The sequence below is a fragment of the Pseudomonas sp. GXM4 genome, assembly GCF_008923895.1.
GTDB classification, from domain to species: domain Bacteria; phylum Pseudomonadota; class Gammaproteobacteria; order Pseudomonadales; family Pseudomonadaceae; genus Aquipseudomonas; species Aquipseudomonas atacamensis.
In genome coordinates, this window is sequence record NZ_WBRZ01000011.1 from 1 (window position 1) to 22,605 (window position 22,605).

Sequence of the window (22,605 nt, forward strand, 5' to 3'; positions counted from 1 at the left end):
CCACAGGTTGAGCTGGAATGCGATTGAATGTGGGAGCGAGCCTGCTCGCGAAGGCCGCGCTGCGGTTCTGGATCACTATCTATAATCCTCGCCGGCACGCACAGACCTGCCCACCACAAAAACCTTAACCGAGGCCGCCCATGCATCCGCCCATCCTCAACCTCAACGAGGTCGAACTCGAAGCCCTACCCGAAGCCCTCGCGCCGCAAGGCGATACCGCCGGGCGTTATCAGCAGCGTATCGCGCGGATCGGTCAGCAACTTGGTGCGCAGAAGCTCGGTTATCGCTTGTACGCGCTGCCCGCAGGCATGCGCGGCAGTCCATTCCACAGCCATCGGGTCAACGAGGAAATGTTCTACGTGGTGGCCGGGGAGGGCGAGGTGCGGTTGGGAGACGAGCGTTTTCCGATCCGCGCCGGTGATGTGATCGCCTGCCCACCCGGCGGACCGGAGAAGGCACATCAGATCATCAATACCAGCGCGGATGAGCTGCGTTATCTGGCGATCAGCACTCAGCAGCAGCCGGAGATCTGCGAGTATCCGGATTCGAACAAGTATGCGGTGATGGATCATTTCACGGTGGATGCCGAGGGCAATGCCTCGGGTTTTGTCGCTGTCGCGCGGCAGGTGGATGGAGTGGATTATTGGGATGGGGAATGAAACGGGCAGCTGAATATCGTGCAGATCCTGTGGGAGCGAGCCTGCTCGCGAAGGCGGCGGGTCATCCGAGATCGTGGTGACTGACACTACGCTTTCGCGAGCAGGCTCGCTCCCACAATGGCTTTGCGGTGGTTATTCGAGGCGGGCCAGGCGTTCTTCCAGTGCTGCGATCCGTGCTTCCAGCTCTTCGATACGCTCCAGTGAAACGCCACCGCTCGATCGCTCCCCAGGATTTTGCCGCGCCGTCAGGATCGCTTCGATATCCGCCGGATCGCCGAGGGCATGGGTATAACGGTCCTCACGCTGCCCGGCCTGACGCGGAATCAATACCGCCAGACCGCGGGCGATCAGGCGTTCAAGCTGATGCACGACCTGCTCGGCGTCTTCGAACTCGTGCATGCGCCCGCTGCGGGTCAGCAGTTCGTTAACGGTCTGCGGGCCGCGCAGAAACATCAAACCCGTCAGAATCACCTGTGCCGGCACCAGTTCCAGCGCCTTGTCGACCTTGTGCTCCCAGCGGTCGGCACGGCTGCCCATTACCAGCCGGGTAAAGCCACGACCCTCCAGAGCGCGCAAGCTCTGGCCGACCTGGCCCTGATTGAGGTTCATCACCGGTTCGCGGCTGGTTTTCTGATTGCAGGCCAGCACCAGCGCGTTGAGGGTCAGCGGATAGGTTTCCGGGCTGGTGGCCTGTTTTTCGATCAGCGCACCGAGAATGCGGATTTCCGTGGCATTGAGCCGAGGCTGTTCGGAGGTGGATTCTTGTTCGTTGCTCATCGCGCGTTCCCTCTGCAGTCGAAGCCGCCTAGCCTAATCCTTGCCAAACAAAAGGCAAGCCGTGTGCTCATCAAGCATGGCTATAATCGCCACCACGTATTACCCAGCCATCACATGAGATTGCCATGACCATTTCACTGTACGCCGCATCCGTCCCGGTTTTTCAACAAATGCTCAACGCCCTGAGCGATGTGCTGAAAAAGGCCGAAGCCCACGCCAGCGCGAAAAACATCGACCAGAGCGTCTTCCTGCAAGCGCGTCTGTACCCGGACATGTTCCCGCTGGTGCGTCAGGTGCAGATCGCCGTGGATTTCGCCAAAGGCGTGTCGGCGCGTCTGGCCGAAGTCGAACTGCCGAAGTACGACGACACTGAAACCACCTTCGCCGAACTGCAAGCGCTGATCGCCAAGGTTCTGGCCTTTATTGGCGAGATCAAGCCAGAGCAGATCGATGGCAAGGAAGGCATCGAAATCGTGACCCGTCCGGGTACGCCGAAAGAGAAGCGCTTCAGTGGTCAGGCGTATCTGCTGACTTACGGCTTGCCGCAGTTCTTCTTCCACGTCACCACCACCTATGCGTTGCTGCGTCATAACGGCGTTGAAGTGGGCAAGCGCGATTACATGGGCGCGTTCTAAACACCCCGATACGAAAAAGCCCGCCAAGGTTCGCGCCTTGGCGGGCTTTTGTTTTTCTGTGGGAGCGAGCCTGCTCGCGAATGCGGCGTATCAGGCGCTATTAATGCTGAATGTCTCGCCCCTTTCGCGAGCAGGCTCGCTCCCACAAGGTAAGGCGGTTACGCCGTACGCTGAGCCTTCTCTTCTTCGCCCAGGCAAGCCGCCGCGGTAAACAGCACGTCAGTCGACGAGTTCAGCGCGGTCTCCGCCGAATCCTGCAGCACGCCAATAATGAAGCCCACCGCCACGACCTGCATGGCGATCTCGCTCGGGATGCCGAACAGGCTGCACGCCAGCGGAATCAGCAGCAGCGACCCACCGGCCACACCCGAAGCACCACAGGCGCAAATGGCTGCGACGACGCTGAGCAGGATTGCGGTCGGAATGTCCACAGCGATGCCCAAGGTGTGCACCGCCGCCAGGGTCAGCACGGTAATGGTGATCGCCGCACCGGCCATGTTGATAGTCGCACCGAGCGGGATCGATACCGAGTAGGTGTCTTCGTGCAGACCCAGGCGCTTGCTCAATTCCAGATTGACCGGAATGTTCGCCGCCGAGCTGCGGGTGAAGAACGCGGTGATACCGCTTTCGCGCAGGCACATCAGGGTCAACGGGTACGGATTGCGGCGCAGCTTCCAGAACACGATCAGCGGGTTCATCACCAGCGCGACAAACAGCATGCAGCCCAGCAGCACCGCCAGCAGGTGCGCGTAGCCGAGCAGCGCGCCGAAACCGGAGGTGGCCAGTGTCGACGCGACCAGGCCAAAGATGCCCAGCGGCGCGAAGCGAATGACCACGCGGACGATCACGGTGACGCCGTTGGACAAGTCACCGAGCACTTCGCGAGTGGTGTCGCCAGCGTGGCGGATGGCAATGCCCATGCCGATCGCCCAGGCCAGAATGCCGATGAAGTTGGCATTCATCAGCGCGCTGACCGGGTTGTCGACGACGCTCAGCAACAGGCTTTGCAGCACTTCGCCGATGCCGCCAGGCGCAGTCACGGCAACGTTTTCGGCCGATAGCACCAGATTCGACGGGAACGCCATGCTGGCGACCACGGCCACCACCGCAGCGCTGAATGTGCCCAGCAGGTACAGGAACAGGATCGGCCGGATGTGGGTTTCCTGACCGTGCTTGTGGTTGGCGATCGAGGCCATCACCAGCACGAACACCAGAATCGGCGCCACGGCTTTCAACGCCGAGACAAACACCTTGCCGATGAACGCGGTGGACTTCGCCAGCTCCGGTGCAATCAGGGCCAGGGCAATACCGGCGATCAGACCAATGACGATCTGGCTGACCAGACTCAGGCGTTTCAGGCGTTGCAGTAACGAAGGGGATGAAGCGGTCATAGCGGCATCTCTGTTTTTTATAGGGTGCGAAGCGTCGTGGGCAGTCACGAAACGCCTGTCGAAGTGACATCAACGCCGCCAAACGGCACGTTGAACAGCTGTACGATTTTCAGGGCGCGGACTTTATCACAGCGTAGGCATGAACCTTCAGACCTGTGACGATCTGCCACCGGATCGGCCCGGCAGATCGGCAGTTTTGGGCAACTCAGTGCGGACGCAGTCTGTTAAGCTTCGCCATCCTCATTTTCAAGTTCTGCCAGCGGGCCTCCGGGTCATCGCTGGTGTCGTCGTTTTGCTGGAGTTGCGCATGCTGTTGCCTATTCTTCTGTTGTCCGCCGCCGGGTTCACGGTGCTGACCACGGAATTCGTCATTGTCGGCCTGTTGCCGGCGATCGCCCGAGACCTCGAAGTCAGCATCCCGCAAGCCGGGCTGCTGGTGACCTTGTTCGCCTTTACCGTGGCGCTGTTCGGCCCATTCCTGACCGCCTATTTCGCCCGTTTCGAACGGCGCAAACTGTTTATCAGCATTCTGATCATGTTCGGTCTGGCCAATACCGTTGCAGCGTTGGCGCCGAATATCTGGGTGATGGCCATCGCGCGTCTGATTCCGGCGTTGGGTTTGCCGGTGTTCTGGGCCTTGGCCAGTGAGACGGCGGTGGACATCGTCGGCCCGGATTTCGCCGGCCGCGCCATCGCCAAGATCGGCTTCGGCATCGTCTGCGCCACTGTGTTCGGCATTCCGGTCGGTACGCTGATTTCCGACGCGTTCGGCTGGCGCAGCGCATTCGGCATCCTGGCGTTGATCGCGTTTGCCAAAGCCTTGCTGCTATTTGTCTACCTGCCGAAAACCAGTCTGCACCAGCATCAGGTCAGCTTCCGTTCGCAGTTCAAGATCCTGCGCAGCCCGCTGATGCTCGGCCATATCTTGTTGTCGATTCTGGTGTTCAGCGGCATGTTCACCGCTTACACCTACCTTGCTGACATCCTCGAACGACTTGCCGGTTTCAACGGCACCGTGGTCGGCTGGTGCCTGATGGCGTTTGGCGCAGTCGGGCTGGTCGGCAACTCGCTCGGCGGGCGTGCGGTGGATCGGCATCCGCTGGGGGCGTCGGTGTTGTTTTGTGCGTTCATGATCGCCGGTATGGTTTCGCTGGTGCCGAACATTCATTCGCCAGTGGGTCTGGCGGTGGCGATGGGCATCTGGGGCGTGACTCAGGCGGCGTTGTTCCTGGTCAGCCACGTGCGCCTGATGAAAGCCGCGCCGGAAGCGCCGGCCTTCGCCGCGTCGCTGAACATCGCCGGGGCCAATCTCGGCATCGGCCTGGGCGCGATGGTCGGCGGCCGGGTGATCGACACTGCCGGCCTGGGCTTCCTGGGCTTTGCCGCTGCCGGCTTCATTTTGCTGTCGGTGTTCCTCGCCATGGTGCTGATGACGCTGAAGCCGCGCGAAGTCTGCGCTTCATAACCCGGTAAACAGCTCGCGTCGGGCACCCTCGGTAATCGCTACGATGCCAGGGTGCTTGACCTTGCGCTCCACCGAGATGGCATAGAACGACTCGCTCACGGCGTCGGTCTGGCCGATCAACTCGACGCCGTACTGGCGCTTCACTTCCTCGGCAATCACGCTCGGGCCGATAAAGATCCCGCTGCCGGATTGGCCGAAGGCCTGCATCAAAGCACTGTCATCGAACTCGCCGACAATCTGCGGCTGGATCTGCTGTTCGGCGAACCAGCGTTGCAAACGGCTGCGCACCACGGTTTCCGCGCCGGGAATCAGCAGCGGTGCCCCGTGCAGGCTGCGCGGGAAATCCTGGCCATACTGCGCGGCGAGTTCGGCGGTGGCGAAAAAACTGATCCCGCATTCGCCGAGCTTCTGGCTGTAGCCTTTGATGTCCAGATGCGAAGGCATCGGGCTGTCGGAAATCACCAGATCCAGACGCTGAATGGCCAGATCGGCGAGCAGGCGCTCGAGTTTGTCCTCGCGGCAGGTGATGCGCAGCGGCTCGCTCAATTCCATGGTCGGCGCGATCAGGCGATAAACAATGGATTTGGGCACCACGTCGGCCACGCCGACGCGAAAGAGGATCTGCTGCTCGTTGGGCTGCGCACGCAGCATCAGCTCAAGCTCGCCGCCCAACTGAAACATCTGCTCGGCGTAGGGCAGGGCCTGGCGCCCGGCTTCGGTGAGTTCCAACTGGCGGCCAACCCGGCGAAACAATTCCACGCCATAGGTTTGTTCAAGCAGTGAGATCTGTCCGCTGATGGTCTGTGGCGTCAGGTTCAGCTGCTCGCAGGCGCGGACGATGCTGCCGGTTTTGGCCACAACCCAGAAGTAATGCAGTTGTCGGTAATTAAGCATATCAGTCGCCACTTCGTGAAAACCGAAGTATAGCCGCTAAAAATACGAATTTTCCTGAAGTGTTCATCTCCCTAGAATGCCCAGCCATCGACGGCCGGTGTGTGCGCCTGTCTGTTCATTCGAAGGAAACCTTATGAAATACACATTTCCCGCAGTGATGTTTGCGTCTTTACTGGTTCTGGCCGGTTGTGATCAGGCGGAAAAAAGCGCTCAGCAACTGATGGGCGCGGCGGCTGAAACTGCCAAGCAAGCGATTGACGACACCCATAAAGCCGCTGAGCAAGCGCTCAGTGATGCCACCGGTGGTTTGATCGAGAAAAAAGAAACCCCGGAAAAACACGCGGAAGAATCCGAATCTTCCTCCAAGACCATCTAAACCGTCTTACACAGAGTCAGGACTGACCCATGGAATATCTGTTAGAACTCGCCGCCAGCCCCACCGCTTGGGTTGCTTTGGCCACACTGGTGGTAATGGAAATCGTGCTTGGCATCGATAACCTGATCTTTATTTCGATCCTGACCAACAAGCTGCCCGAACAGCATCGGCAGAAGGCGCGCCGTATCGGTATCGGCATGGCCCTGATTCTGCGTCTGGCACTGCTAAGCACCATCGCGTTCATCGTGCAGTTGACCGAGCCTGTGATCGAAATCCTTGGCCAGGCGTTCTCCTGGAAGGACATGATCCTGATCGCCGGTGGCCTGTTCCTGGTGTGGAAAGCAACGACCGAGATCCATCACAGCATGGACCCGTCGCCGGAAGACCCGAAAACAGCGACTTCGACCGTAACGCTTGGTTTTGCCGCAGCTATCGGTCAGATCCTGATGCTCGACATGGTGTTCTCGATCGACAGCATCATTACCGCTGTCGGCATGACCGAACACTTGCCGATCATGATCATCGCGGTGGTGGTGTCGGTGCTGGTGATGCTGCTCGCGGCTGACCCGCTGGCCAAGTTCATCAACGATAACCCGACGGTGGTCATGCTGGCGCTGGGCTTCCTGATCATGATCGGCATGACGCTGATCGCCGAAGGCTTCGGCGCCCACGTACCGAAAGGCTATGTGTACGCGGCCATGGCGTTCTCGGCCGGTATCGAAGTGTTGAACATGCTGTCGCGCCGGGCGAAGCAGAAGAAGGTTGCTCAGCAGGCGTAATTGCTGAGAACACAAAAAACCGCCTGGGCTGGTTGAGCTCAGGCGGTTTTTTTTCGCTTTGGTGTTGGGGTTGTGGTTTAGAGCTTGCCCCTCATCGGAACGCCGCCCGCCCAGCCCTCTCCCGAGTGAGAGGGAGTCAATTGGGTGCTTGTCAGATCCTGAGTTCGGCTGGATATTTCACGTCGACCTAATCCGGAAGAACAACCCGGTCAGTTCCCTCTCCCTCCGGGAGAGGGCTAGGGTGAGGGGCTCTTGATCTTCAATGCGCAGCAGCGTGCCGCACTGGATGCTTCTCTGTCTTCTCAACCGGCATCGTCTGCACCGGATGATGATGGCGCCGCGAAATCCGCAGCACGCCCCACAACATGGCAGTCGCCACGGCCAGCCAGCCGGCTATCAACATCACGATGGTCATGGTCAGGCTCATTGGTGCCTCCTCTTCGCCCTGCATCGGGCGCCCGCTTTTCGCAATTCGCTCTATTTCAGTGACAGTCTAGTCAATGGGATGTTTCAAGCTATTGACCAAAGGTCGTTGGTGACCAATCAGTTTGCTCTATGCAATCGCCCGCTCTGCGGTTTAAGGCTATACCGCAGGCTGGTGCGGCTCTATGATCGCTGGCGTTGCCGGAACACGATGACCGGCGTCTGGAAGAGAGTGACGATGGTGCAGGTATTTTCTCGAGTGCGTGGAGCGTTGCTTGCCGGCGCTTGCGCAGTGTTGCTGAGCGGATGTGCAGGCAATGTAGCGCCTGAAGTCAAACGCTTGCCGGAGCGGGTTGAGCTCAGCGGCACCTTCTATCGTGGCGAAGCCAATCAGAGCGGGCCACAGGTGCTCGCCAGTCTGCTGTCGCAACAAGGCATCGTCATCACCCCAGGCCTTCTGGAAAAACCGCTGCACTTGCCGGGCGCTGAGGACAAGCTGCAGCAGAACATGCAGAACCTCGCGCGCGAATACGGTCTGGTGGTTTATCCGCTCGACAGCAAGCTGCCAGCCTTGCTGACCCAGGTCGCAGCGGGCTATCCGGTCATGGTGCGTTTCAGCGAAGGTTCGGCATTCTGGGCCGAGCCGCGTTACGCGATCCTGTCCGGCTACGATCGCAATAAACAGAAGGTCCTGCTGCGCGCCGGCATGAATCGTCGGCAGTTGATGGATTTCGGCAGCTTTCAAGCAGCGCTCGACAAGGCCGGTGGCTGGGCGATCCTGATTCAGAAACCGTCGCAGATTCCGGCATCTGTCGACCGCTCCCGTTGGCTGAAAGCCGCCGATGAGCTGGCGCAGGCCGGTGAAGAAAACGCTGCGGCGCAGGCGCGAAAGGCTCTGGCGGCGCAATAAACCTCCGTTCGTCATCTGCCGGGCACGACTGCGCCCGGCGAGCCTCTGAAGATTAATGCCCGTGCTTCGCGGGTGAATCAAGGAGGCAACATGGCAGATTCCCCAAACCCGAAAGGCCCACACTCGTCCGAACATTCCTCGGGCGATGATCTGGGCTTCGATCCGGATTCGCCGGACCTCGACGATCCGCAAGTTGATCCGGTCGGTCCGGCGAAAGCCCCGCTGGATGTCGAGCCCGGTGAAGATCCGAAGAAACCGTCCAAGCCCTATGATCCGTTAGCCGATCTGAAACCTTGATGTGAGGTGCGTATGAGTACCGATTCAAGCTTCGATGACCACAAACCTGACAGCGTACCGACCACGCCGGAGCCGGAGGTTGATCCGGTGCTGGACCCGGACAGCCCGATGCGCGACCCGATGGCGCGGCCAAATGTGCTGACGCCGGAAGTTTCGCCAGAGCCGAGCTCGGGCGACGGCATCCCCGATGACGACAAAATGCCGCTGCCCAACGACTGATGCGCAGACGAAAAAAAGCCCCGAACATTCGGGGCTTTTTCATGATCGCTGAATCTACTTCGCCGCCTCGACCACGCCGCTCTGACGGCTCTTGAGGTTCTTGTCGGCTTTGTACTGCTGTGCCACCGCTGGAACACTGGCGCTGCGCCCGGTTTCCACCCAGCTGCGGATACGGCTGGCGTCGGCAAAATGCGTGTATTTGCCAAACGCATCGAGAATCACCAGGGCGACCGGACGGTTGCCCATCTTCGTCACCAGCACCAGGCAGTGGCCGGCCGGGTTGGTAAAACCGGTCTTGGTAATCTTGATGTCCCAATCAGCCTTGTTGACCAAGTGGTCGGTATTGCGGAAGCCCAGGGTGTAGTTGGGCTTGCGGAACGCCACGGTTTTTTCCTTGGTGGTGGTCAGTTGCACCAGAAGTGGTTGCTTGTGCGCAGCCACCAGCAGTTTGCTCAGGTCGCGGGCGGTGGAAACGTTGCGCTCCGACAAGCCGGTCGGCTCGACAAAGTGTGTGCTGGTCATGCCCAGCGCCTTGGCCTTGGCGTTCATTGCCGCAATAAAAGCAGCGTAGCCACCCGGATAGTGATGGGCGAGACTGGCGGCGGCGCGGTTTTCCGAAGACATCAAGGCGATCAGCAGCATCTCGCGGCGCGGCAGCTCACTCTTGAGTTTGACCCGGGAGAACACACCCTTCATTTCCGGGGTGTTCCTAATATCGACATCGATCCATTCGTCCATGTTCTGTCGAGCTTCCACCACGACAAGGCCAGTCATCAGCTTGCTGACGGAAGCGATCGGTACGATCACGTCAGGGTTGCTGGAATAAATGACTTTGTTGGTCTGCATATCCATGAGCAGGGCGCTGCCGGAAGCGATCTTCAATGTCGAAGCGTCACGTGGGACAGCGGTGGTTTCCGCAGCGTTGATCGTTGGCGTGATGATTGTGCCTGTGACAGCAAACAACAGGCTCAGAATCGAGAGACGAATTTTCACGCGGGTGAACTCTAAAAGGTTGGATATACCGTTAGTTTGTAACGGGTTATTTCTTAAAACCGGCGCATTTTAGGAGTATGTGCTAGGAAAGCTAGAGCCGCCCGTAAACAAAGGGCGAAATATGAAATAAAATTAAGCCTGTACCAATTTTGTACCAATCTGGCTTTCCAGCTTCCCAACTTCAGACCAGTCGGTAGTGGAACTCAGCCAGCGCGCATATGTGGACAGTAACACCTGGACGCTGTGCCCGAGTTGCCCTGCGATGAACGCGGGGTTCATGCCCGCCATAAGGCACATTGTGGCGTAAGTGTGACGGCAGTTGTACTGACTGCGCGGCTTTATTTTCAGAGCTTCCAGCGCCTTGGCGAAGTGGCCACCCGGCGTGGTCGCGCCCAGAATGTATTCCGAGCTTCCGGAAGGCGGAAAGACATAGGGCGATGACTGGCGCTTGCGGCGCACCTGGTTGAGTCTGGCGTCGGCAATTCGCTTGGCTCGCTCCAGAGCGTGCATGGCGCGGCTGTTCAGCATCACAGTGCGCGCATACTTCGTCTTCGTCCGCTCTTCAACTTTTCCATCGACCACGATCCGGCAGACATGCGCGACACGCTTGTCCATGTCGATCTCATCCCAACGAAGAGCCCTAAGCTCTCCCGTCCTCATCCCACAGTAAAACGCGAACTCGAAATAGGCCGCGTAGATCTGTGCCGCCCTCGAAGTGAAGTTGGCATACATCCATTCGATGATCATGTCCGCTTCTTCAACGCTGAACGGATCAATCACTTTCTTGGCTTTGCCAGGGAGCTTGATTGCCGTCGCCGGATTCCTTTCGATTACTTCATCCCGCACCGCAGCCTTGAACAAGGCATTCACTCGCGATATCGCCGTGCGCTTCACGGTGTTGCTTTCCCATGTGGTCTCGGCAATCACCCGGCGCAACAGCATCGGGGTGATCGTGGTCATTGGTACCGTGGCCAGTTCCGGCATCCAGTAGTTGTTGATGGTGCCCTTGTAGTTTCTGCGAGTGCCGGGAACGATCTCAAGGCCGTCGATCCAAGTCTGGGCGTATTCGCCGAACGTAAGGCCAGTGGCAACAGCGGAGTAGCTGGAGTTCGGGAACAGTTCGGCGTAACGCTTCTCGTCCAAAACCCCATGCTTGGCCAAGCTGATTACTTGATCGCGTAGATCGGCGGCCGCCTTGATCCCTTTTGGCGTCTGGGAATGGGCAAGGGTTTCGCACCGCCGCTCGCCGTTCCAAGTGAACCGGATACGGACAGACTGGCCAGCAAATTCAACTCCTCGGGGCAGGCCCACTGGCTTTCTTGCCATGCTTCATATCTCCTGATGCTATAAAAAACCCGGCCGTCTATCTTATTCCAGACGCCTTCGGGGATGACTCCTCGCGCTCGCTTACCTTCGAGTGCGCGTTTGGTGGTACCGATCAGGGCAGCCATTCGCTCTTCGGGCACCTTGTCGAACGGGAACGTTTCGACGGTTTCTTCGTTTTCGGACATAGCAGGGCTCCATGCCGCGCGTGGCGGCAGAAGGTGGTGAAGGGTTATGCGGCTTGGCGACTTGCCTGAGCTGCGTTCCGGCGTCGAGCCATGAGGAGTTGCAGTCGATAGGTTCGGAAGCGCCGACCATCTTGCGACCTGATCTCTTGAGCCAAGTCGGCCAAGTCCTCGTCGAGCCTGCCGAAGTAGTAGAGGTGCTCGCCATCGCCCATCCATTCGGGTTGAGCGATCGCCCAACCTCGCGCTTCGAGGCAAGGCATGCAGGTTTTGCAGGAATCCATGCGCCCATCCCAGCAGCCAGACACAAGCTGGTATTTCTGGCCCGGCTCAATCAGGCCGTAGCACTCGCCGCACTTGTGCTGCTTGCGCGCGGTGGGCGTGGTTTCGGTTTGGAAGTCGGACATACGAATACCTCGCCCGCCGTACACCGGCAGGCTGTTGAGTTGGGGGAGGGGTTATAAAGCGAGTTCGACCTGGGCTTCGCGCTGCCAGATCGGGGAACTGTTGTGTGATTCGATTCGATCAGCGATGACGTTGGCGCGCTGGCCGGCGGTGGGTGGGGCGTACATCCCAAAGCGGCTGATGCTTCCGCCGTTCACTGCGGCGTTTGTAGAGTCGGCGGACGCGAAAGGCAAATGCTGGAAAATTGCTGGGTCGAGCATCCGCAGCCCGTGCAGCCGGCACACCGGACGACCCTGGTCGTCACAGATAGCGTCCATCGCGGCAGCCATCCGCTTCCACCATGCTCCTGTGCCCGGCGCAGCCCATTGCCCCGAGCTGCCGAGGGCGACAGTTCGCCAGCACCTCGCCAGTCGCTGCAACCGCTCAAGCGATTCGTGCAAGTGCCAAACAGGCACGCCGCGTAGATCCTCTGGCCACTGCCTTACAAGGTCGTCGTTCGCCTCTTCGTCACCATCAATGACGTCCGGAATGAGCGCCCATGTGAATCCGGGGTGTCGGTGCCAGTCTTCGACCCAGCGCGTGTAGCCGTCGACGTCTACCTGGCCGCCTTTTTTCCACACGGTGAACGCGCCGTTATCGAAAACAAACGATTTGCATACGTCGGCGACAATTCCGAGATCGTCCTTGCGTGGGTACGGCACCAGCGCATGCCGGCCGGACAAGAATTTAGCGGCGTCCTCGCGCTTACCGCCGACTGGCGTGCCGTGGTAATGGATCATCCGCTGAGCCTCACCGTTTCGATTTCAACGCCCTGATGCGTGGCGATGATGGTTTGGTCGCCGCCGAGCGTTTCGGAAAGGCTGTCAGCGATTTGTTCATGCCAGCCATGCTTGATCAGCGCGGTGGCGGTCTTGATGTGTTCGACGTGAATAATCGAGGTTGATCGCAACTCAAGCCGGTAGATGATTGTCTCGCCGTCGGCCGGGCAGACGGCTGCGAATGTGTGTCGGTAAATGTTCATCACTGCGGCCCCTTGTAGCAGTACACGTAGGCGAACCAGGCGAGGGCGATCATGGCGTCACCTTCGCGGTTTCTGGGAACGACGCCTCGGCTTCAGTGCGGAATTTGATATCGGCACCGTCGCCGTGGCGACCTTCAGACCAGGTGATGCGCTTGCCGCAGTAGCAGCCAGTTGTTTGCGAAAGGTTAAAGTTCTGCCGAAACTCCATCGTGAGCCCCGTCATTCCGTGCTTGCGCGCCAGAGCCACAACAGCCCGGGCAAAATCCACATCGTGGTCAGTTACAGCAGTCATCCGATCACCGCCTTTATGGTCAGTACCAATGGAAGCCAGAAGAAGAGGGTGCAGCCGAGTAAGCACTTGGTCACCATGCGGCAGCCTTCCTTACGTCCTCGACGGTGACGATGTGGGGGATGACGTCCTTGATGGTGAAGAATTCCGGTTGGCAGTGCTTCCGCGCCCAGGCCATGAGCGGCCGCATTGCCTGCGCCAAGTCAGCCTTCGCGGCGGCGTCGAGCGTTGGGTAATTGTCGACCCACTCGCCGGCGTCGCTTTCGTAGGCGCGGTCGCACATGTGTTCGAGCAAATCGTCTTGGTCTGGCAGAAAGCTCGCCGGGTCGTCTTTACACTCGGTGCCGCGATAGACCGTATCGCCCTCGTATAGGCCGGGCCTGAAGCTGGCCGGGTGCCCGTCGCCGCAGCTGTCATGGCCGTAGTTGTCTTTGAGCAAGTCGGTCAGGCTGTCGTAATCCCACGAACCGTTCTCGCCGGTGAGCGACCACTTCTCGCCAGTTGCCGGAGCTTCATAGTCTGGAATCGAGTTCGCCGCAGCGATCGGTAGGGCCGCCCTGAACTGTTCGAGATATTCGGCTGGCTTCGATCCCCAGCGATTAAGCAGGCACTCGTCATCAACCGGCGCGCCTTCGTCTTCTGGCTCTCCTGACGGTTCGCCCGGCACCATGAAGAACTCACGCTCGACAGCCTGGAGAAGGTCGGAGAAGTGTTTAGTGTTTTCGATGTTGACCAACAGCGTCGACAGTTCGTGGTTGGAGCTGAGGCCGAACAGGTTGTAGATCCGGGCCAGCTCTGTCTTATGCTTGGGCATGACTTCGTCCTTGCCGCTATAGCGGCTAAAATATGTACAAGGGAATTGGAGCTGTAGAGGTATTGAAACCAGCCGTCCGTAACCGCTTCGGCGCCGTTGCGCTTCGTTCGATCAGGTCTATCTTTGGAGGAGTTTTAAGCCCCTATCAAGGAACAGGCAGGAGGGCGGTATGAGGCTTCGCGGCGACATTTTCTGGGCTTGGGCAGATCCCGAGATCCACAACCGAACACATGATGAAACTCTCAGTAATGGAACTCACATCGACGTGCAGGTCAGGCTATCTCGTACCGGCGAAACTCAAATGTTCATCGGTGTTTATGCTTCCGGTGGCATGGCGTTGCATGAAGAAACCGTTAACCCAAGTCCGGGTGAATCAATGACCAGAGCTATGGCTTGGGGCGTAAGCCGAGCTCGTCAGTTGGCTGCTGCTGGAAGTGCGAGTCCTAAGTCAGCGTCCTCGAAATAGCGGCTGACTTTGAAGGGGGAGGGAGTAGTTTTGTGGGTGGAGTACGGATGTACTCCTGTCAGGCAGTGGCGGACTTTTCCGCTTTCTTCTGCTGGCGAGCCCGGTGACGTTCGATGGGCCCATCAGGCAAAGCAGCGATTGCGTTGGCCGCCTTGATGAGCAAATTGCCTTGCTGCTCCAGCGCCTTTGGCACGAAGTGTTTGAAGCGAGAGCCGGCCGGGTAATAGGTGTCGTACGCCATGCGGCTGCACACAGTGGATGCCTCATGGAGGCCATTATTGCGACCGTAGGCAATCAGGCTTTCGCGCTCTTGGGCCAGCTCATCAATCCGCTGATCCGCTGCGTTCAGGCGCTGCTGCAAGGCTTCGATTTTTTCCCGGGCCGCCGCTTCACGTGCGAGGAAGATCGAGTAAGCCTCCTGCGAAACTCGCACCGAGCGCCCGTCGATTCCAAAGTCCACGCCGGCGGAATCTTCCGGCGCGGCGTTATGTGTGTCCGGAGCAGGGGCAGCGGCGACCATCGCGGCCCAGCACAGCTTCGCGCGAAACGCCGCTTGCTGGCAGCCGCTCATCTCCTGGTACTGCTCCCAGACCTCCTCATCGCTGAAGCATTCGTCTGGTTCCGATTCGAAACCGTTGATCACCATGGTTTCGGTCGGCTCGACCGGTACCAGTTTCCATTGACCACTCATGCTGCAATCTCCAATCAGTTGTCGGTACCGGTGTAGGTGCGCCAAGGCACCTTCATGCCGTTTACGAGGAATCCCCAGTCACCGCGCCACTTGCTGGTGATGAAGAGGGTGATGACACCGCCGGGGGATACCTGATCGATGCGGTGGTACTCGCCGTGGTTGAGGCTGGCGGTGTCGCCCTGGTCGCGCTTGATCCACTCGCAGGCGTCCTTCATCACCCAATCAACCCATTTCTGCTCAGGGTTCGAAACCATCCCGGCCATTACGGCTTTCTTCCACTCGGCGCCGGCGGGCCGCTGCTCCGTGTACCAGCCGCGCAGGATGATCGTGCGCGCGTTCCATGGATGGTCATGCAGGTCGCGATCTTCGTCCGGCCGCATGATGTGGTGAATGCGGAACGACCACGGGCACCACCACAGCGCCGGCTTGTGCGTCTCCCGGCTGTACGGGTTGAACAGCCACCAGCGGCCCATGTACATCTCGGTGCCGTCGGCGGACATGATGTGCTGGTACGGGGTGAGCTTGGCGCGGGCGATGAGCCAGTCGGCGATTGCCGGGCGCGCAAGCAGCTTGGCGACCAGGCGCCAGAAGAGATTGATCATGCTGCCTCCTGCTGCTGTTCTTGGCGCAGCGCATGCTGCACGGCGAGGATGATTCGCTCGAGGTACGCGTAATCGGGATTGGGCTCAGTTGCATCGCTCGTCATGTGCCACCACTCGTCGCCGAACAGCTTGGTCATCAGCTCGCTGTGGGCGCCGTGGAGATGATCAACCGATGGCGATTCGCGCAGATCCTCTGCCGCGTCGAACATTTCGCGCGCTTCGTCTGGTGTGTAACCGAATCGGCGGCGCTCTTTCAGCACCAAGCGCTGCGCCTCGTTCGCGAGAGCATCACCGCTGAACTGGCGCGCCCTGATGGCTTGATCGAAGTAGCCGATGATGTAGCTGGTGTTCAGCTCACAGAAGAACTGCGCAATGGTGTGACCATCCCACATGCCGCCCCAGTAAGCGGTCCAGCTCTTTCCCCAACAGCTGACGGTGATCTTGCCGCGCTTCGGTGCTAAGTCCTCAAGGAACACAGTGATCGGATCGAGGCTTGGCGCGCCGGTGATCACCAGCTTGGTGACTGTCGAGCGCTCAACCTTCAGCGGCTCGGCCGGTTTGTTTTCTGTGGGCATGGGGATTCCTCTATGGCCTTTGGCTATGGGGTGGGATACTTTATGGATTTGGATAAAAGGACCCACATGGAAAAGTTCGAGCTAAAAGTAGAAGCTGTCAGGCTTAAAGAAAGTGGGTTACTTGCTGGTAATCAGATTTCCGCAGGCACTGAGGCTGCACCGATCTACCTAAACGTAGATACTGGTTTTGACTATGCAGCGATTACTACTGCCGTCATTGGGCTCATCGTTGCAGTCGTTGTGGCTAAGTTTACTGTCAGCGTTCAGAGAAACCAGATTCAAGCGAATATTAGTAATTTCCGCCATCAATGGATGGTCGAGTTGCGTGAGTCCGCATCCGAACTGATTCAGCTTGCAGCTTTAATGATTAATGCATCGACTAAGGATAATAATTACAAGCCAAGCGCTCTCTATACTCAACATTATTCTCGCGTCATGCAGCTAAGAGCGAAGATAGACCTTCTGCTTAGTAGGGATGATGACGAAAGTTTTCTAATAAGAAAAACGTGTGGAGATTTATTAAGAGATATCAATGCATTGCAAGTCGGCGACAGTGTGCCGGACATGGTTGATAAGCTTGTTGGATATCAAGATCTGTTGCGGAAGGAGTTAGAGGGCGCTTGGGAAGATACAAAGGATGATCTTGGAATCAATGAAAGAGCTTACGGGAAAAGACTTTTTTCAAGACGATGACTAAATTCCTCTGCGATGGGCGTGATTCGTAGAAGTGGGGTATTTTTGTACAATATTAGTTTTGAGGAACTAGATAATGGAGCCGAAGGATTGGATCACCTTATCTCTCTCTGCCGCAGCTTTTGCGGTTGCTGCGGCTAGCTTCTATTTTTCTCACATACATAGGCCATCAGGAGCAATGCTGATATTGCTGGAGCGGCTATTCAGCGCAGAAAGGAGAAGGCTGACTGACGGCAAGGATGAGCAGGGAAACAATGTATGGGTCACGGTATCGCCGCAGACCAGAAACTTAAAGTACAGTCTAAGCAATACCGGCAAGCAGATGCTGTATATAAAAGATGTAGCATTGTTGCGAGGTCCCGATAGTAGAGGAAACCTAAAAGGACAGGGATCTTTTTTGGTAATTCCAAGCATGCCTGTTGAGGCTTTTCTGATTGATCCAGGCGAAATCAAAATAATTGAAATAGTGCATGCAACTAATTTCCAGTTTCCGAAAGGTTATGATTTTACAAAGAACTGCTATGAATTGATAAGTTTGGAAATCGTTTCTGCTGACGGTAATCGTTACCAAATTTGCCATGATATAACTCACCTGGGAACTTCCGGCCCTGACCTACATCACCCACTCTGGGACGGGAAGTCTCTTGGCTCACCAGTTCGCGGCTCTGGTTTCGTTTAGATAAGATCAGGCGTGGTTATTTCGTCGTCGGGCTCTGGCGGATCGTCAGCTAGCGACTTCCTTCCGGCCGCGTCGATCAGTCGCGACACCTTTTCAGTCACAACAAAAGGTGTCGTGACACACTTGAGCATCTGGGCTTGGGTATCGAAGTCGGCGGCGATCAGGTTCATCAGCAGCAGCTGGTAAACCTCCTGCTGGTTGTTGATCCCATGCGCTGCCATGACCCGCTTGAGGTCTGGCTTGAACACCCCGGCGACCTCAACCGTAAACTTCTCGACGCCCAATGCAGCGTCCTTTGCTGCTGCCTTCTCGCGCTTTTTCTTCTGCTTGATGGCTTCCTTCGTCGGCTCCTGTACTTCGGCCATGGCCTACCTCTTCAATTCCGCTGGCCGGCAAGTCCAGCCAGGTCTGTTTGCGGCGCTGCTGCACCTGTTTGCTGATGCGCTTCATTTTTCGGCGAACGTAATGCCGTTCTCCTGGGCGATCAGCTTCACGCGGCTGATACGCATGTCGAGTGCGGCAGCCGCCGCCGGTGCGGTCTTGCCGGCTTCGGCCTGGGCTTTGACCTTCGGGGCGTCTTTGTCACGCAGGGCGCGCAGCTTTTTGCTGTGCGGGGTGGCACCGAACATTGGCACCTCAGCACTGACGCCGGCCGGGATCTGTTGGGCGTGTTTGCCAGCGCCGAAGAACTCCTCCAGCGCCCGGTTGATCTTTGCGGTTACCTCGTCGCGCGGATCAGGAAGTGGAACACCGATCACTGGACACCTCCCGCCGGCCGGTTGGCCTTCTCTTCGAATTGCATGGCGATGTCGTACGCTGCTTTGAAGGTTTCACGGAAGGCGCGAGTCTTGCCGCTGCTGAGGTCGATGACCCGATACATCCCGCCGCTTTCGCCGGACACTTGGAAGCGAACCTTCTTGGGTGGCATGACCTGGTCAACGCGCTTGAAGAACTCGAGGCGCGCGGCGTGGGTTTTCTGGAGCAGCACACCGAGTTCATCGATGCGTTCTTGAAATGATGGATGCATGGCAGATGCCTCGGTGGGTTAGGCGGTAGCTGGGACGGCTTCGCGAAAGCGCGACGGGCTCCAGTCGCAGGATTCGTCCGCCGGGATGTGGCCGAACATCGCGGTGCAACGCTTGCAATGCACGCAGTCGCCGCAGGTCTTGCCCTCTGGCAGGTTCATCTGATCAGCGTTGTCCGCCGACCGTGGAAAGGGCGCTCGTTGCTCACTCATGGCTGACTCCGTGGGATGGGGGTGCGTGTATTCGTCAGCACTCTGTGCCTCCTGCTGGTTGCCGTTGGGCGCAGGGGAGAGTGCTGACGGATAAAGGCGGGCGAAGAAAAGGCCCAACTGGACGGGAGGGCCTTTTTTGTAGCAGCAGATGCAGTGATTCTCGGGTTCCGGTGTTTTTGGCGGGACCGATCAGCGCCAGAACGCTGCGACCCCGGCGATACATCGCCATCGCTCGCGGTGTGCACGTTGCGGATCGGTTGGCAGCGCGATAGAGCAGGGCGGTTCTGGCCGCACATGACCCAGCGCTGCGCCGATCAGTATGATCAGGAGCATGTTGATCTCCGGTTGATTGCAGGTGTCCAGCGTCTGCTGGGTTGGCGTCCGCATCGGAGTGTGATCGTGAAGGCTGGGCAATCGACCCCTATACCGGGCGTCGAGGTGGCCACCCCGCTGTTTGCTTGCAGCTCATCCGATCACACTCCGATGCGGCCTGGCGCTGGGGAGTACCAGGTGCTCGGGCAGTTAACGACAGGCTGTCGTGGCGCTGGTTGTCAGATTCGCGTCAGATCGTAGCCGTTGGCGCCATATGCTTTGGTGAGGCGGTCATTGATCTGCTGAAGCGAATAGGCGATTCCGCCATGGCCTCGCGGCCCTTTGTAGATGTACATTCCACCCTTCACTTCGTAGGTAAATTGCATAGGTGCATTCCATGGTTGGGAAGATTGAACCGCGTTTCGGCGCAGAGGTTTACATTTCGGATGCTGGAAACATTTGCATCAAGCAGGATCAGGGGATCCGAGAAGAGTTGATCCTGATTTTCAATGAAGGCGAAGTAGATGAGCTGATCGACCTGCTCAATCAGGCGAAAAGGGATCTCGAAGAAGAGCGCCGCGTAGTTCAGGAAAACGAAGAAAACTAATCGCCATGAGCATCTGGCTGCACCCAATTGCTAAGGTGCAGCAGCGATGATCACGCCGCTTGGAGTGCTTCGATTGCTTGCCGATATTCGGCGGCGTTGCTACGGCTGTTCGCCGCTTCTTCGTACTGACCCTCACGCTCCTGGATAACCGCGTTGTTCTCGCAGTTGGAGGCGTGGATTTCGAGCTGAGCAATTGCTGTTGCGTGCTTCATCGTTGAGTACCTACCCGGTTGTTTTCCCAATGCACCCGTCACCAGGTGCATCAGTGAAAAATTCCGTGTCCCTTCGGCGCTGCTGGCGCGGTACGGGCTCATTCAAATTTTTCCTCCGACCGCGACACCGTCCGCCGGATAACTGATTCGGGGCTTTACGCTGCGCACCCTGGGACAGTTGCCATCCCTCTGAATCGTTCAGGCCGATTCATCGCTGCCTTGCTGAGGCCGGTGGTTATCCGGCGTTGAAATTAATTTAGCTTCTAGCTAAAGATGCGTCAATAGCTCGCAGCTAAATAATTTAGCTTCGAGTGAAATTTCGCACGGGGAATGTAAGAAGGGATCGTTTCGACGGAGGGGGCTTTTGCATCGCGCTAAGTGTCGCTATGCTGCGACACGAATACTGTACGAATATACAGCACAGGAGCAACGACACATGGCGCGCCCACAAAAGCAGAAACAAGAACGCACCCCTATGTCTGGAATAGAGCGCCTGAATTTGCGGGTCTCGAGCATGATCAATCACCCGATCGCGCAATTGAACCGGACGGTGACTATCCATCGGTTGGACACGGACGGGGATAGGGAGTGGGATGAGGTGATGAATGTGCTCGCCGAGGTCGACGGCATCGATATCGTTTTCAACGACGACCCAGAATCGGTCACGTTGCGGTGGGAGGCAGCCTCAGATAACGATGCGCAGGTAGAAATGAATGACGATCTCGAGCCATTAGAGGAGATAGCACCTTTTTAAAGGCGAAAAAAAGCCCGCTAGGTAGCGGGCTTCTTGTGCTGGTTCACGCCTTTCGCGCGTTCCAGATCAACAGTACCTTCGCATGAATGTTGACGTCGTCGATCCTTGCGGTCTGGTTTTCGTAGTGCTGATTGTCGGAGATCAATCTGTAATGCTCTTCATCTAACCGCATGACTCGCTTGATGTAGAGCTCTTGGTGCCAGGTCATCAGATATATGCCCTCACCAACAAACTCGTTTACGCCTCGATCAACGATGACAAGGTCTTTGTCATTGATGGTTCCTTCCATCGACTGTCCCCATCCCGTAATCATCGCCAACGCGTTTGCGGCGGTGTACGTCACTCCTTTCTCACGAAGGATCTCCTCTCTAACAACGAGATTGCGAACGGCCTCGTTGTATTCCGGGGGAACCTGGCCATGTCCCATAGCAGCACGGACATCGTATTGAGGGATCAAAATTTCTTCGCTTGTAGGGCGAAGCCGGGATAGGTTGCTCGAAATGACGTGATCAGGTCCATCGTCCGGCTCTTCTGCAGCTGCGACGATACGGTCCCTGGCCTCAACCGATAGCCCCTTCACCTTGGCGAGCATCCGCTTCACCTGGTCCGCGGCGGAAGCTGCCTTCGCAGCCACGTCCGTTGTTTCGCCTTCGGACTCCGTGCCCTTGGTAATCCCGCCACTTTCGTTAGATATCGAGTCAAACCAACCCCGCGGAAGTTTCTCGATCGACTCAATGCGTCGAGCAACGTCATCCCCAAGGTTCTTAGCGGTTTTATCCGACAGGATCTGACTTAAGTGCGCAGGCGCCATCCCCCAGCGCTCTGCGCAAGCGCCTTTTCTCTGGTCGCCAATCAGCGTGATCAATTGATGTTTGCGAATCGCATAAATATCCATGCGGCCAAGGATGACAGCGTTTAGCTCAATGCTAAATGTGCTCACAGCTAAATATTCCTTGCTCCAATGTTAGCTCTAAGCTAAATTTCTCCTACGTTTCAGGAGATTCCTTATGAATGACCATCTGCGCGACTGGCTCGCAAACGCTGCTTCCAGCCGACGTGAAGAAGTTGCCGCTGCCGCTAAAACCACCGTCGGCCATCTCTGGCAGCTCGCGGGTGGTCACCGCAAAGCTTCTGCCGAACTTGCTGAGCGCTTGCAGGATGCCTCCGGAGGCGAAATCACCATCGCCGGACTTCGTCCCGATCTCGTCGAGCTGGCCCACAAGGTTTTGCTCGGCGCTGCTTGACCTACCGCCCTGAGAAACATTTTGCAACGACTGATGGCATGCAGCCACATAAACAAGATTGAGGTTTTACGGATGCAAGATTTTCTGAAGGCCTGCGACGACGTGGTTGATGAAGCCAATACCAAGGAACTGGCCACGCTTATGAACATGCCGCCGGTGAGCCTGCTCCAGCGGGCGAATGCCAACTACGACGGCGCGTGGTTTAACGCGAAGCATCTGTACGCATTGCTTCTACACACCCAAGACATGCGACCTCTTGCAGCTCTGGCTGGCGAGTTTGGGTACTCGATCGTGAAGCAGGACCAGCCTGTTGCGCTGGGAATTCATGAAGCGCTTGGCCGCGCAACGCTGGAATTCGCTGAGGTTACCGTCGAGACGCACACGGCAATGGCTGATGGTCGGGTCGATCAGGTAGAGCGTGCCCGGATCTTGAAAGAGATAGGCCAGGCGGAAGAAGCACTGGCTCAGCTGAAGGCATCGGTAAAAGTCGCCTGAATCGCAGGCATAAAAAAACCGCCTGGCAGGGCGGTTCTTTCAACAACTTGTAAAACACAGTGGGGCCATTATGAACACCTACACCGCTCCAGGCAATACCCGCCAAGTCGCGACACTTTTCCCGCACGGACAAAACGTGTCGCGACACTTCAATCATGCGCATGTGGCTTTCCTACTTCCTGC

At 57.7% G+C, this 22,605-nt stretch carries 37 protein-coding genes; 15 read left to right on the top strand and 22 right to left on the bottom strand.

Annotation, left to right across the window (positions count from 1 at the left end):
* Positions 1 to 140 precede the first annotated feature (140 nt).
* Entirely contained in the window at positions 141 to 659 is a 519-nt protein-coding gene (locus tag F8N49_RS03360; protein WP_151550777.1) for a cupin domain-containing protein, read from the top strand.
* A 132-nt stretch (positions 660 to 791) separates the two neighbouring features.
* On the opposite strand, the gene F8N49_RS03365 is transcribed toward F8N49_RS03360, so the two are convergent.
* Positions 792 to 1,436, bottom strand: a complete 645-nt coding sequence (locus F8N49_RS03365) for a YceH family protein (protein ID WP_039763387.1) — start codon at positions 1,434 to 1,436, stop codon at positions 792 to 794.
* A 125-nt stretch (positions 1,437 to 1,561) separates the two neighbouring features.
* On the opposite strand from F8N49_RS03365, the gene F8N49_RS03370 reads away from it, so the two are divergent.
* Positions 1,562 to 2,071, top strand: a complete 510-nt coding sequence (locus F8N49_RS03370; RefSeq protein ID WP_016775348.1) for a DUF1993 family protein — start codon at positions 1,562 to 1,564, stop codon at positions 2,069 to 2,071.
* Between the two features lie 158 nt (positions 2,072 to 2,229).
* Here F8N49_RS03370 and sstT read toward each other — a convergent pair whose 3' ends face one another.
* Positions 2,230 to 3,462 (bottom strand): serine/threonine transporter SstT, encoded by a 1,233-nt coding sequence (gene sstT, locus F8N49_RS03375; protein ID WP_151550778.1) that lies wholly within the window; start codon positions 3,460 to 3,462, stop codon positions 2,230 to 2,232.
* Positions 3,463 to 3,769: 307 nt separating this feature from the next.
* On the opposite strand from sstT, the gene F8N49_RS03380 reads away from it, so the two are divergent.
* The gene (locus F8N49_RS03380) at positions 3,770 to 4,927 is read left to right on the top strand and encodes an MFS transporter (protein WP_016775346.1); all 1,158 of its coding nucleotides are present in this window, start codon (positions 3,770 to 3,772) and stop codon (positions 4,925 to 4,927) included.
* Here F8N49_RS03380 and nhaR read toward each other — a convergent pair.
* Positions 4,922 to 5,821: a transcriptional activator NhaR gene (gene nhaR, locus F8N49_RS03385; RefSeq protein ID WP_016775345.1), complete on the bottom strand. Its 900-nt coding sequence runs from the start codon at positions 5,819 to 5,821 to the stop codon at positions 4,922 to 4,924. The two genes, F8N49_RS03380 and nhaR, sit on opposite strands and share 6 nt — an antisense overlap.
* 133 nt (positions 5,822 to 5,954) lie before the next feature.
* Here nhaR and F8N49_RS03390 point away from each other — a divergent pair, with 133 nt between their 5' ends.
* Together F8N49_RS03390 and F8N49_RS03395 are read left to right on the top strand one after the other, a co-directional pair.
* On the top strand, positions 5,955 to 6,197 hold the full coding sequence (locus tag F8N49_RS03390; protein WP_151550779.1) for a hypothetical protein: 243 nt from the start codon (positions 5,955 to 5,957) through the stop codon (positions 6,195 to 6,197).
* Between the two features lie 29 nt (positions 6,198 to 6,226).
* Positions 6,227 to 6,976 (top strand): TerC family protein, encoded by a 750-nt coding sequence (locus tag F8N49_RS03395; protein ID WP_016775343.1) that lies wholly within the window; start codon positions 6,227 to 6,229, stop codon positions 6,974 to 6,976.
* Positions 6,977 to 7,235: 259 nt separating this feature from the next.
* On the opposite strand, the gene F8N49_RS27845 is transcribed toward F8N49_RS03395, so the two are convergent.
* Positions 7,236 to 7,403, bottom strand: coding sequence for a hypothetical protein (locus F8N49_RS27845; RefSeq protein ID WP_016775342.1), 168 nt, complete (start codon positions 7,401 to 7,403; stop codon positions 7,236 to 7,238).
* Positions 7,404 to 7,637: 234 nt separating this feature from the next.
* Here F8N49_RS27845 and F8N49_RS03400 point away from each other — a divergent pair, with 234 nt between their 5' ends.
* The 3 genes from F8N49_RS03400 (at position 7,638) to F8N49_RS03410 (ending at position 8,825) form a co-directional block, all read left to right on the top strand.
* On the top strand, positions 7,638 to 8,309 hold the full coding sequence (locus tag F8N49_RS03400) for a peptidase C39 family protein (protein ID WP_122703702.1): 672 nt from the start codon (positions 7,638 to 7,640) through the stop codon (positions 8,307 to 8,309).
* A 90-nt stretch (positions 8,310 to 8,399) separates the two neighbouring features.
* Positions 8,400 to 8,606, top strand: coding sequence for a DUF6021 family protein (locus F8N49_RS03405; protein ID WP_151550780.1), 207 nt, complete (start codon positions 8,400 to 8,402; stop codon positions 8,604 to 8,606).
* A 12-nt stretch (positions 8,607 to 8,618) separates the two neighbouring features.
* On the top strand, positions 8,619 to 8,825 hold the full coding sequence (locus F8N49_RS03410) for a hypothetical protein (RefSeq protein ID WP_071172948.1): 207 nt from the start codon (positions 8,619 to 8,621) through the stop codon (positions 8,823 to 8,825).
* Between the two features lie 54 nt (positions 8,826 to 8,879).
* On the opposite strand, the gene pbpG is transcribed toward F8N49_RS03410, so the two are convergent.
* From pbpG to F8N49_RS03445, 8 genes are all read right to left on the bottom strand, one after another.
* The gene (pbpG, locus tag F8N49_RS03415) at positions 8,880 to 9,818 is read right to left on the bottom strand and encodes a D-alanyl-D-alanine endopeptidase (RefSeq protein ID WP_130928819.1); all 939 of its coding nucleotides are present in this window, start codon (positions 9,816 to 9,818) and stop codon (positions 8,880 to 8,882) included.
* 132 nt (positions 9,819 to 9,950) lie between these two features.
* Positions 9,951 to 11,084, bottom strand: coding sequence for a site-specific integrase (locus F8N49_RS03420; RefSeq protein ID WP_236169595.1), 1,134 nt, complete (start codon positions 11,082 to 11,084; stop codon positions 9,951 to 9,953).
* On the bottom strand, positions 10,985 to 11,329 hold the full coding sequence (locus F8N49_RS28170; RefSeq protein WP_236169590.1) for a hypothetical protein: 345 nt from the start codon (positions 11,327 to 11,329) through the stop codon (positions 10,985 to 10,987). The genes F8N49_RS03420 and F8N49_RS28170 overlap by 100 nt, the downstream gene beginning before the upstream one ends.
* 44 nt (positions 11,330 to 11,373) lie before the next feature.
* A complete protein-coding gene (locus tag F8N49_RS03425) occupies positions 11,374 to 11,733 on the bottom strand; it encodes a hypothetical protein (RefSeq protein ID WP_130926928.1) in 360 nt (119 codons plus the stop codon).
* Between the two features lie 51 nt (positions 11,734 to 11,784).
* Positions 11,785 to 12,510: a hypothetical protein gene (locus F8N49_RS03430; protein ID WP_151550782.1), complete on the bottom strand. Its 726-nt coding sequence runs from the start codon at positions 12,508 to 12,510 to the stop codon at positions 11,785 to 11,787.
* Entirely contained in the window at positions 12,507 to 12,752 is a 246-nt protein-coding gene (locus F8N49_RS03435) for a hypothetical protein (RefSeq protein ID WP_151550783.1), read from the bottom strand. The genes F8N49_RS03430 and F8N49_RS03435 overlap by 4 nt, the downstream gene beginning before the upstream one ends.
* Positions 12,753 to 12,801: 49 nt before the next feature.
* Positions 12,802 to 13,044 (bottom strand): hypothetical protein, encoded by a 243-nt coding sequence (locus F8N49_RS03440; protein ID WP_151550784.1) that lies wholly within the window; start codon positions 13,042 to 13,044, stop codon positions 12,802 to 12,804.
* Positions 13,045 to 13,114: 70 nt separating this feature from the next.
* On the bottom strand, positions 13,115 to 13,855 hold the full coding sequence (locus tag F8N49_RS03445; RefSeq protein WP_151550785.1) for a hypothetical protein: 741 nt from the start codon (positions 13,853 to 13,855) through the stop codon (positions 13,115 to 13,117).
* A 169-nt stretch (positions 13,856 to 14,024) separates the two neighbouring features.
* Between F8N49_RS03445 and F8N49_RS28175 the strand changes: the two genes are divergently transcribed.
* A complete protein-coding gene (locus F8N49_RS28175; protein ID WP_083386928.1) occupies positions 14,025 to 14,321 on the top strand; it encodes a hypothetical protein in 297 nt (98 codons plus the stop codon).
* 58 nt (positions 14,322 to 14,379) lie between these two features.
* On the opposite strand, the gene F8N49_RS27850 is transcribed toward F8N49_RS28175, so the two are convergent.
* Genes F8N49_RS27850 through F8N49_RS03465 form a run of 3 tightly spaced genes read right to left on the bottom strand, consistent with a single transcriptional unit; the run spans position 14,380 to position 16,189 of the window.
* Positions 14,380 to 14,967, bottom strand: coding sequence for a hypothetical protein (locus F8N49_RS27850; RefSeq protein ID WP_218574803.1), 588 nt, complete (start codon positions 14,965 to 14,967; stop codon positions 14,380 to 14,382).
* A gap of 59 nt (positions 14,968 to 15,026) precedes the next feature.
* Positions 15,027 to 15,614, bottom strand: coding sequence for a hypothetical protein (locus tag F8N49_RS03460; RefSeq protein WP_151550786.1), 588 nt, complete (start codon positions 15,612 to 15,614; stop codon positions 15,027 to 15,029).
* Positions 15,611 to 16,189 (bottom strand): hypothetical protein, encoded by a 579-nt coding sequence (locus F8N49_RS03465; protein ID WP_151550787.1) that lies wholly within the window; start codon positions 16,187 to 16,189, stop codon positions 15,611 to 15,613. Before F8N49_RS03465 ends, F8N49_RS03460 begins: the two co-directional genes overlap by 4 nt.
* A gap of 66 nt (positions 16,190 to 16,255) precedes the next feature.
* On the opposite strand from F8N49_RS03465, the gene F8N49_RS03470 reads away from it, so the two are divergent.
* Both F8N49_RS03470 and F8N49_RS03475 read left to right on the top strand, forming a co-directional pair.
* Positions 16,256 to 16,882 (top strand): hypothetical protein, encoded by a 627-nt coding sequence (locus tag F8N49_RS03470; RefSeq protein WP_151550788.1) that lies wholly within the window; start codon positions 16,256 to 16,258, stop codon positions 16,880 to 16,882.
* A 76-nt stretch (positions 16,883 to 16,958) separates the two neighbouring features.
* Positions 16,959 to 17,561 (top strand): hypothetical protein, encoded by a 603-nt coding sequence (locus F8N49_RS03475; protein WP_151550789.1) that lies wholly within the window; start codon positions 16,959 to 16,961, stop codon positions 17,559 to 17,561.
* On the opposite strand, the gene F8N49_RS03480 is transcribed toward F8N49_RS03475, so the two are convergent.
* The 5 genes from F8N49_RS03480 to F8N49_RS27855 all read right to left on the bottom strand — a co-directional run bounded on the left by F8N49_RS03480 (position 17,558) and on the right by F8N49_RS27855 (position 19,496).
* On the bottom strand, positions 17,558 to 17,926 hold the full coding sequence (locus F8N49_RS03480; protein ID WP_151550790.1) for a hypothetical protein: 369 nt from the start codon (positions 17,924 to 17,926) through the stop codon (positions 17,558 to 17,560). The two genes, F8N49_RS03475 and F8N49_RS03480, sit on opposite strands and share 4 nt — an antisense overlap.
* Before the next feature lie 81 nt (positions 17,927 to 18,007).
* The gene (locus F8N49_RS03485; protein ID WP_151550791.1) at positions 18,008 to 18,319 is read right to left on the bottom strand and encodes a hypothetical protein; all 312 of its coding nucleotides are present in this window, start codon (positions 18,317 to 18,319) and stop codon (positions 18,008 to 18,010) included.
* A complete protein-coding gene (locus F8N49_RS03490) occupies positions 18,316 to 18,588 on the bottom strand; it encodes a hypothetical protein (protein WP_151550792.1) in 273 nt (90 codons plus the stop codon). The genes F8N49_RS03485 and F8N49_RS03490 overlap by 4 nt, the downstream gene beginning before the upstream one ends.
* A gap of 18 nt (positions 18,589 to 18,606) precedes the next feature.
* The gene (locus F8N49_RS03495; protein ID WP_151550793.1) at positions 18,607 to 18,798 is read right to left on the bottom strand and encodes a hypothetical protein; all 192 of its coding nucleotides are present in this window, start codon (positions 18,796 to 18,798) and stop codon (positions 18,607 to 18,609) included.
* A gap of 551 nt (positions 18,799 to 19,349) precedes the next feature.
* Positions 19,350 to 19,496, bottom strand: a complete 147-nt coding sequence (locus F8N49_RS27855; protein ID WP_178116885.1) for a hypothetical protein — start codon at positions 19,494 to 19,496, stop codon at positions 19,350 to 19,352.
* Between the two features lie 11 nt (positions 19,497 to 19,507).
* On the opposite strand from F8N49_RS27855, the gene F8N49_RS03500 reads away from it, so the two are divergent.
* Positions 19,508 to 19,717, top strand: coding sequence for a hypothetical protein (locus F8N49_RS03500; protein WP_151550794.1), 210 nt, complete (start codon positions 19,508 to 19,510; stop codon positions 19,715 to 19,717).
* A gap of 50 nt (positions 19,718 to 19,767) precedes the next feature.
* Here F8N49_RS03500 and F8N49_RS03505 read toward each other — a convergent pair whose 3' ends face one another.
* Positions 19,768 to 20,031: a hypothetical protein gene (locus F8N49_RS03505; RefSeq protein WP_151550795.1), complete on the bottom strand. Its 264-nt coding sequence runs from the start codon at positions 20,029 to 20,031 to the stop codon at positions 19,768 to 19,770.
* A 334-nt stretch (positions 20,032 to 20,365) separates the two neighbouring features.
* On the opposite strand from F8N49_RS03505, the gene F8N49_RS03510 reads away from it, so the two are divergent.
* Positions 20,366 to 20,683 (top strand): DUF1654 domain-containing protein, encoded by a 318-nt coding sequence (locus F8N49_RS03510; RefSeq protein ID WP_151550796.1) that lies wholly within the window; start codon positions 20,366 to 20,368, stop codon positions 20,681 to 20,683.
* A 43-nt stretch (positions 20,684 to 20,726) separates the two neighbouring features.
* Here the strand turns inward: F8N49_RS03510 and F8N49_RS03515 are convergent, their stop codons facing one another.
* On the bottom strand, positions 20,727 to 21,578 hold the full coding sequence (locus F8N49_RS03515) for a S24 family peptidase (RefSeq protein WP_151550831.1): 852 nt from the start codon (positions 21,576 to 21,578) through the stop codon (positions 20,727 to 20,729).
* A 112-nt stretch (positions 21,579 to 21,690) separates the two neighbouring features.
* Between F8N49_RS03515 and F8N49_RS03520 the strand changes: the two genes are divergently transcribed.
* Positions 21,691 to 21,927, top strand: a complete 237-nt coding sequence (locus tag F8N49_RS03520) for a hypothetical protein (protein ID WP_122597369.1) — start codon at positions 21,691 to 21,693, stop codon at positions 21,925 to 21,927.
* A 72-nt stretch (positions 21,928 to 21,999) separates the two neighbouring features.
* A complete protein-coding gene (locus tag F8N49_RS03525) occupies positions 22,000 to 22,422 on the top strand; it encodes a phage regulatory CII family protein (RefSeq protein WP_122597370.1) in 423 nt (140 codons plus the stop codon).
* Positions 22,423 to 22,605: the final 183 nt, after the last annotated feature.

What these genes read in the sequence shown, in the direction of transcription:
- F8N49_RS27845 (WP_016775342.1), bottom strand. Translation starts at nt 7,403, where the DNA reads ATGAGCCTGACCATGACCATCGTGATGTTGATAGCCGGCTGGCTGGCC.
- F8N49_RS03500 (WP_151550794.1), top strand. Translation starts at nt 19,508, where the DNA reads ATGGTTGGGAAGATTGAACCGCGTTTCGGCGCAGAGGTTTACATTTCG.
- F8N49_RS03520 (WP_122597369.1), top strand. Translation starts at nt 21,691, where the DNA reads ATGAATGACCATCTGCGCGACTGGCTCGCAAACGCTGCTTCCAGCCGA.
- F8N49_RS03360 (WP_151550777.1), top strand. Translation starts at nt 141, where the DNA reads ATGCATCCGCCCATCCTCAACCTCAACGAGGTCGAACTCGAAGCCCTA.
- F8N49_RS03400 (WP_122703702.1), top strand. Translation starts at nt 7,638, where the DNA reads ATGGTGCAGGTATTTTCTCGAGTGCGTGGAGCGTTGCTTGCCGGCGCT.
- F8N49_RS28175 (WP_083386928.1), top strand. Translation starts at nt 14,025, where the DNA reads ATGAGGCTTCGCGGCGACATTTTCTGGGCTTGGGCAGATCCCGAGATC.
- F8N49_RS03405 (WP_151550780.1), top strand. Translation starts at nt 8,400, where the DNA reads ATGGCAGATTCCCCAAACCCGAAAGGCCCACACTCGTCCGAACATTCC.
- F8N49_RS03475 (WP_151550789.1), top strand. Translation starts at nt 16,959, where the DNA reads ATGGAGCCGAAGGATTGGATCACCTTATCTCTCTCTGCCGCAGCTTTT.
- F8N49_RS03470 (WP_151550788.1), top strand. Translation starts at nt 16,256, where the DNA reads ATGGAAAAGTTCGAGCTAAAAGTAGAAGCTGTCAGGCTTAAAGAAAGT.
- F8N49_RS28170 (WP_236169590.1), bottom strand. Translation starts at nt 11,329, where the DNA reads ATGTCCGAAAACGAAGAAACCGTCGAAACGTTCCCGTTCGACAAGGTG.
- F8N49_RS03440 (WP_151550784.1), bottom strand. Translation starts at nt 13,044, where the DNA reads ATGACTGCTGTAACTGACCACGATGTGGATTTTGCCCGGGCTGTTGTG.
- F8N49_RS03380 (WP_016775346.1), top strand. Translation starts at nt 3,770, where the DNA reads ATGCTGTTGCCTATTCTTCTGTTGTCCGCCGCCGGGTTCACGGTGCTG.
- F8N49_RS03445 (WP_151550785.1), bottom strand. Translation starts at nt 13,855, where the DNA reads ATGCCCAAGCATAAGACAGAGCTGGCCCGGATCTACAACCTGTTCGGC.
- nhaR (WP_016775345.1), bottom strand. Translation starts at nt 5,821, where the DNA reads ATGCTTAATTACCGACAACTGCATTACTTCTGGGTTGTGGCCAAAACC.
- F8N49_RS03480 (WP_151550790.1), bottom strand. Translation starts at nt 17,926, where the DNA reads ATGGCCGAAGTACAGGAGCCGACGAAGGAAGCCATCAAGCAGAAGAAA.
- F8N49_RS27855 (WP_178116885.1), bottom strand. Translation starts at nt 19,496, where the DNA reads ATGCAATTTACCTACGAAGTGAAGGGTGGAATGTACATCTACAAAGGG.
- F8N49_RS03465 (WP_151550787.1), bottom strand. Translation starts at nt 16,189, where the DNA reads ATGCCCACAGAAAACAAACCGGCCGAGCCGCTGAAGGTTGAGCGCTCG.
- F8N49_RS03430 (WP_151550782.1), bottom strand. Translation starts at nt 12,510, where the DNA reads ATGATCCATTACCACGGCACGCCAGTCGGCGGTAAGCGCGAGGACGCC.
- F8N49_RS27850 (WP_218574803.1), bottom strand. Translation starts at nt 14,967, where the DNA reads ATGGTGATCAACGGTTTCGAATCGGAACCAGACGAATGCTTCAGCGAT.
- sstT (WP_151550778.1), bottom strand. Translation starts at nt 3,462, where the DNA reads ATGACCGCTTCATCCCCTTCGTTACTGCAACGCCTGAAACGCCTGAGT.
- F8N49_RS03515 (WP_151550831.1), bottom strand. Translation starts at nt 21,578, where the DNA reads ATGGATATTTATGCGATTCGCAAACATCAATTGATCACGCTGATTGGC.
- F8N49_RS03395 (WP_016775343.1), top strand. Translation starts at nt 6,227, where the DNA reads ATGGAATATCTGTTAGAACTCGCCGCCAGCCCCACCGCTTGGGTTGCT.
- F8N49_RS03410 (WP_071172948.1), top strand. Translation starts at nt 8,619, where the DNA reads ATGAGTACCGATTCAAGCTTCGATGACCACAAACCTGACAGCGTACCG.
- F8N49_RS03525 (WP_122597370.1), top strand. Translation starts at nt 22,000, where the DNA reads ATGCAAGATTTTCTGAAGGCCTGCGACGACGTGGTTGATGAAGCCAAT.
- F8N49_RS03435 (WP_151550783.1), bottom strand. Translation starts at nt 12,752, where the DNA reads ATGAACATTTACCGACACACATTCGCAGCCGTCTGCCCGGCCGACGGC.
- F8N49_RS03365 (WP_039763387.1), bottom strand. Translation starts at nt 1,436, where the DNA reads ATGAGCAACGAACAAGAATCCACCTCCGAACAGCCTCGGCTCAATGCC.
- F8N49_RS03425 (WP_130926928.1), bottom strand. Translation starts at nt 11,733, where the DNA reads ATGTCCGACTTCCAAACCGAAACCACGCCCACCGCGCGCAAGCAGCAC.
- F8N49_RS03505 (WP_151550795.1), bottom strand. Translation starts at nt 20,031, where the DNA reads ATGAGCCCGTACCGCGCCAGCAGCGCCGAAGGGACACGGAATTTTTCA.
- F8N49_RS03460 (WP_151550786.1), bottom strand. Translation starts at nt 15,614, where the DNA reads ATGATCAATCTCTTCTGGCGCCTGGTCGCCAAGCTGCTTGCGCGCCCG.
- F8N49_RS03495 (WP_151550793.1), bottom strand. Translation starts at nt 18,798, where the DNA reads ATGAGTGAGCAACGAGCGCCCTTTCCACGGTCGGCGGACAACGCTGAT.
- F8N49_RS03490 (WP_151550792.1), bottom strand. Translation starts at nt 18,588, where the DNA reads ATGCATCCATCATTTCAAGAACGCATCGATGAACTCGGTGTGCTGCTC.
- F8N49_RS03390 (WP_151550779.1), top strand. Translation starts at nt 5,955, where the DNA reads ATGAAATACACATTTCCCGCAGTGATGTTTGCGTCTTTACTGGTTCTG.
- F8N49_RS03370 (WP_016775348.1), top strand. Translation starts at nt 1,562, where the DNA reads ATGACCATTTCACTGTACGCCGCATCCGTCCCGGTTTTTCAACAAATG.
- F8N49_RS03510 (WP_151550796.1), top strand. Translation starts at nt 20,366, where the DNA reads ATGGCGCGCCCACAAAAGCAGAAACAAGAACGCACCCCTATGTCTGGA.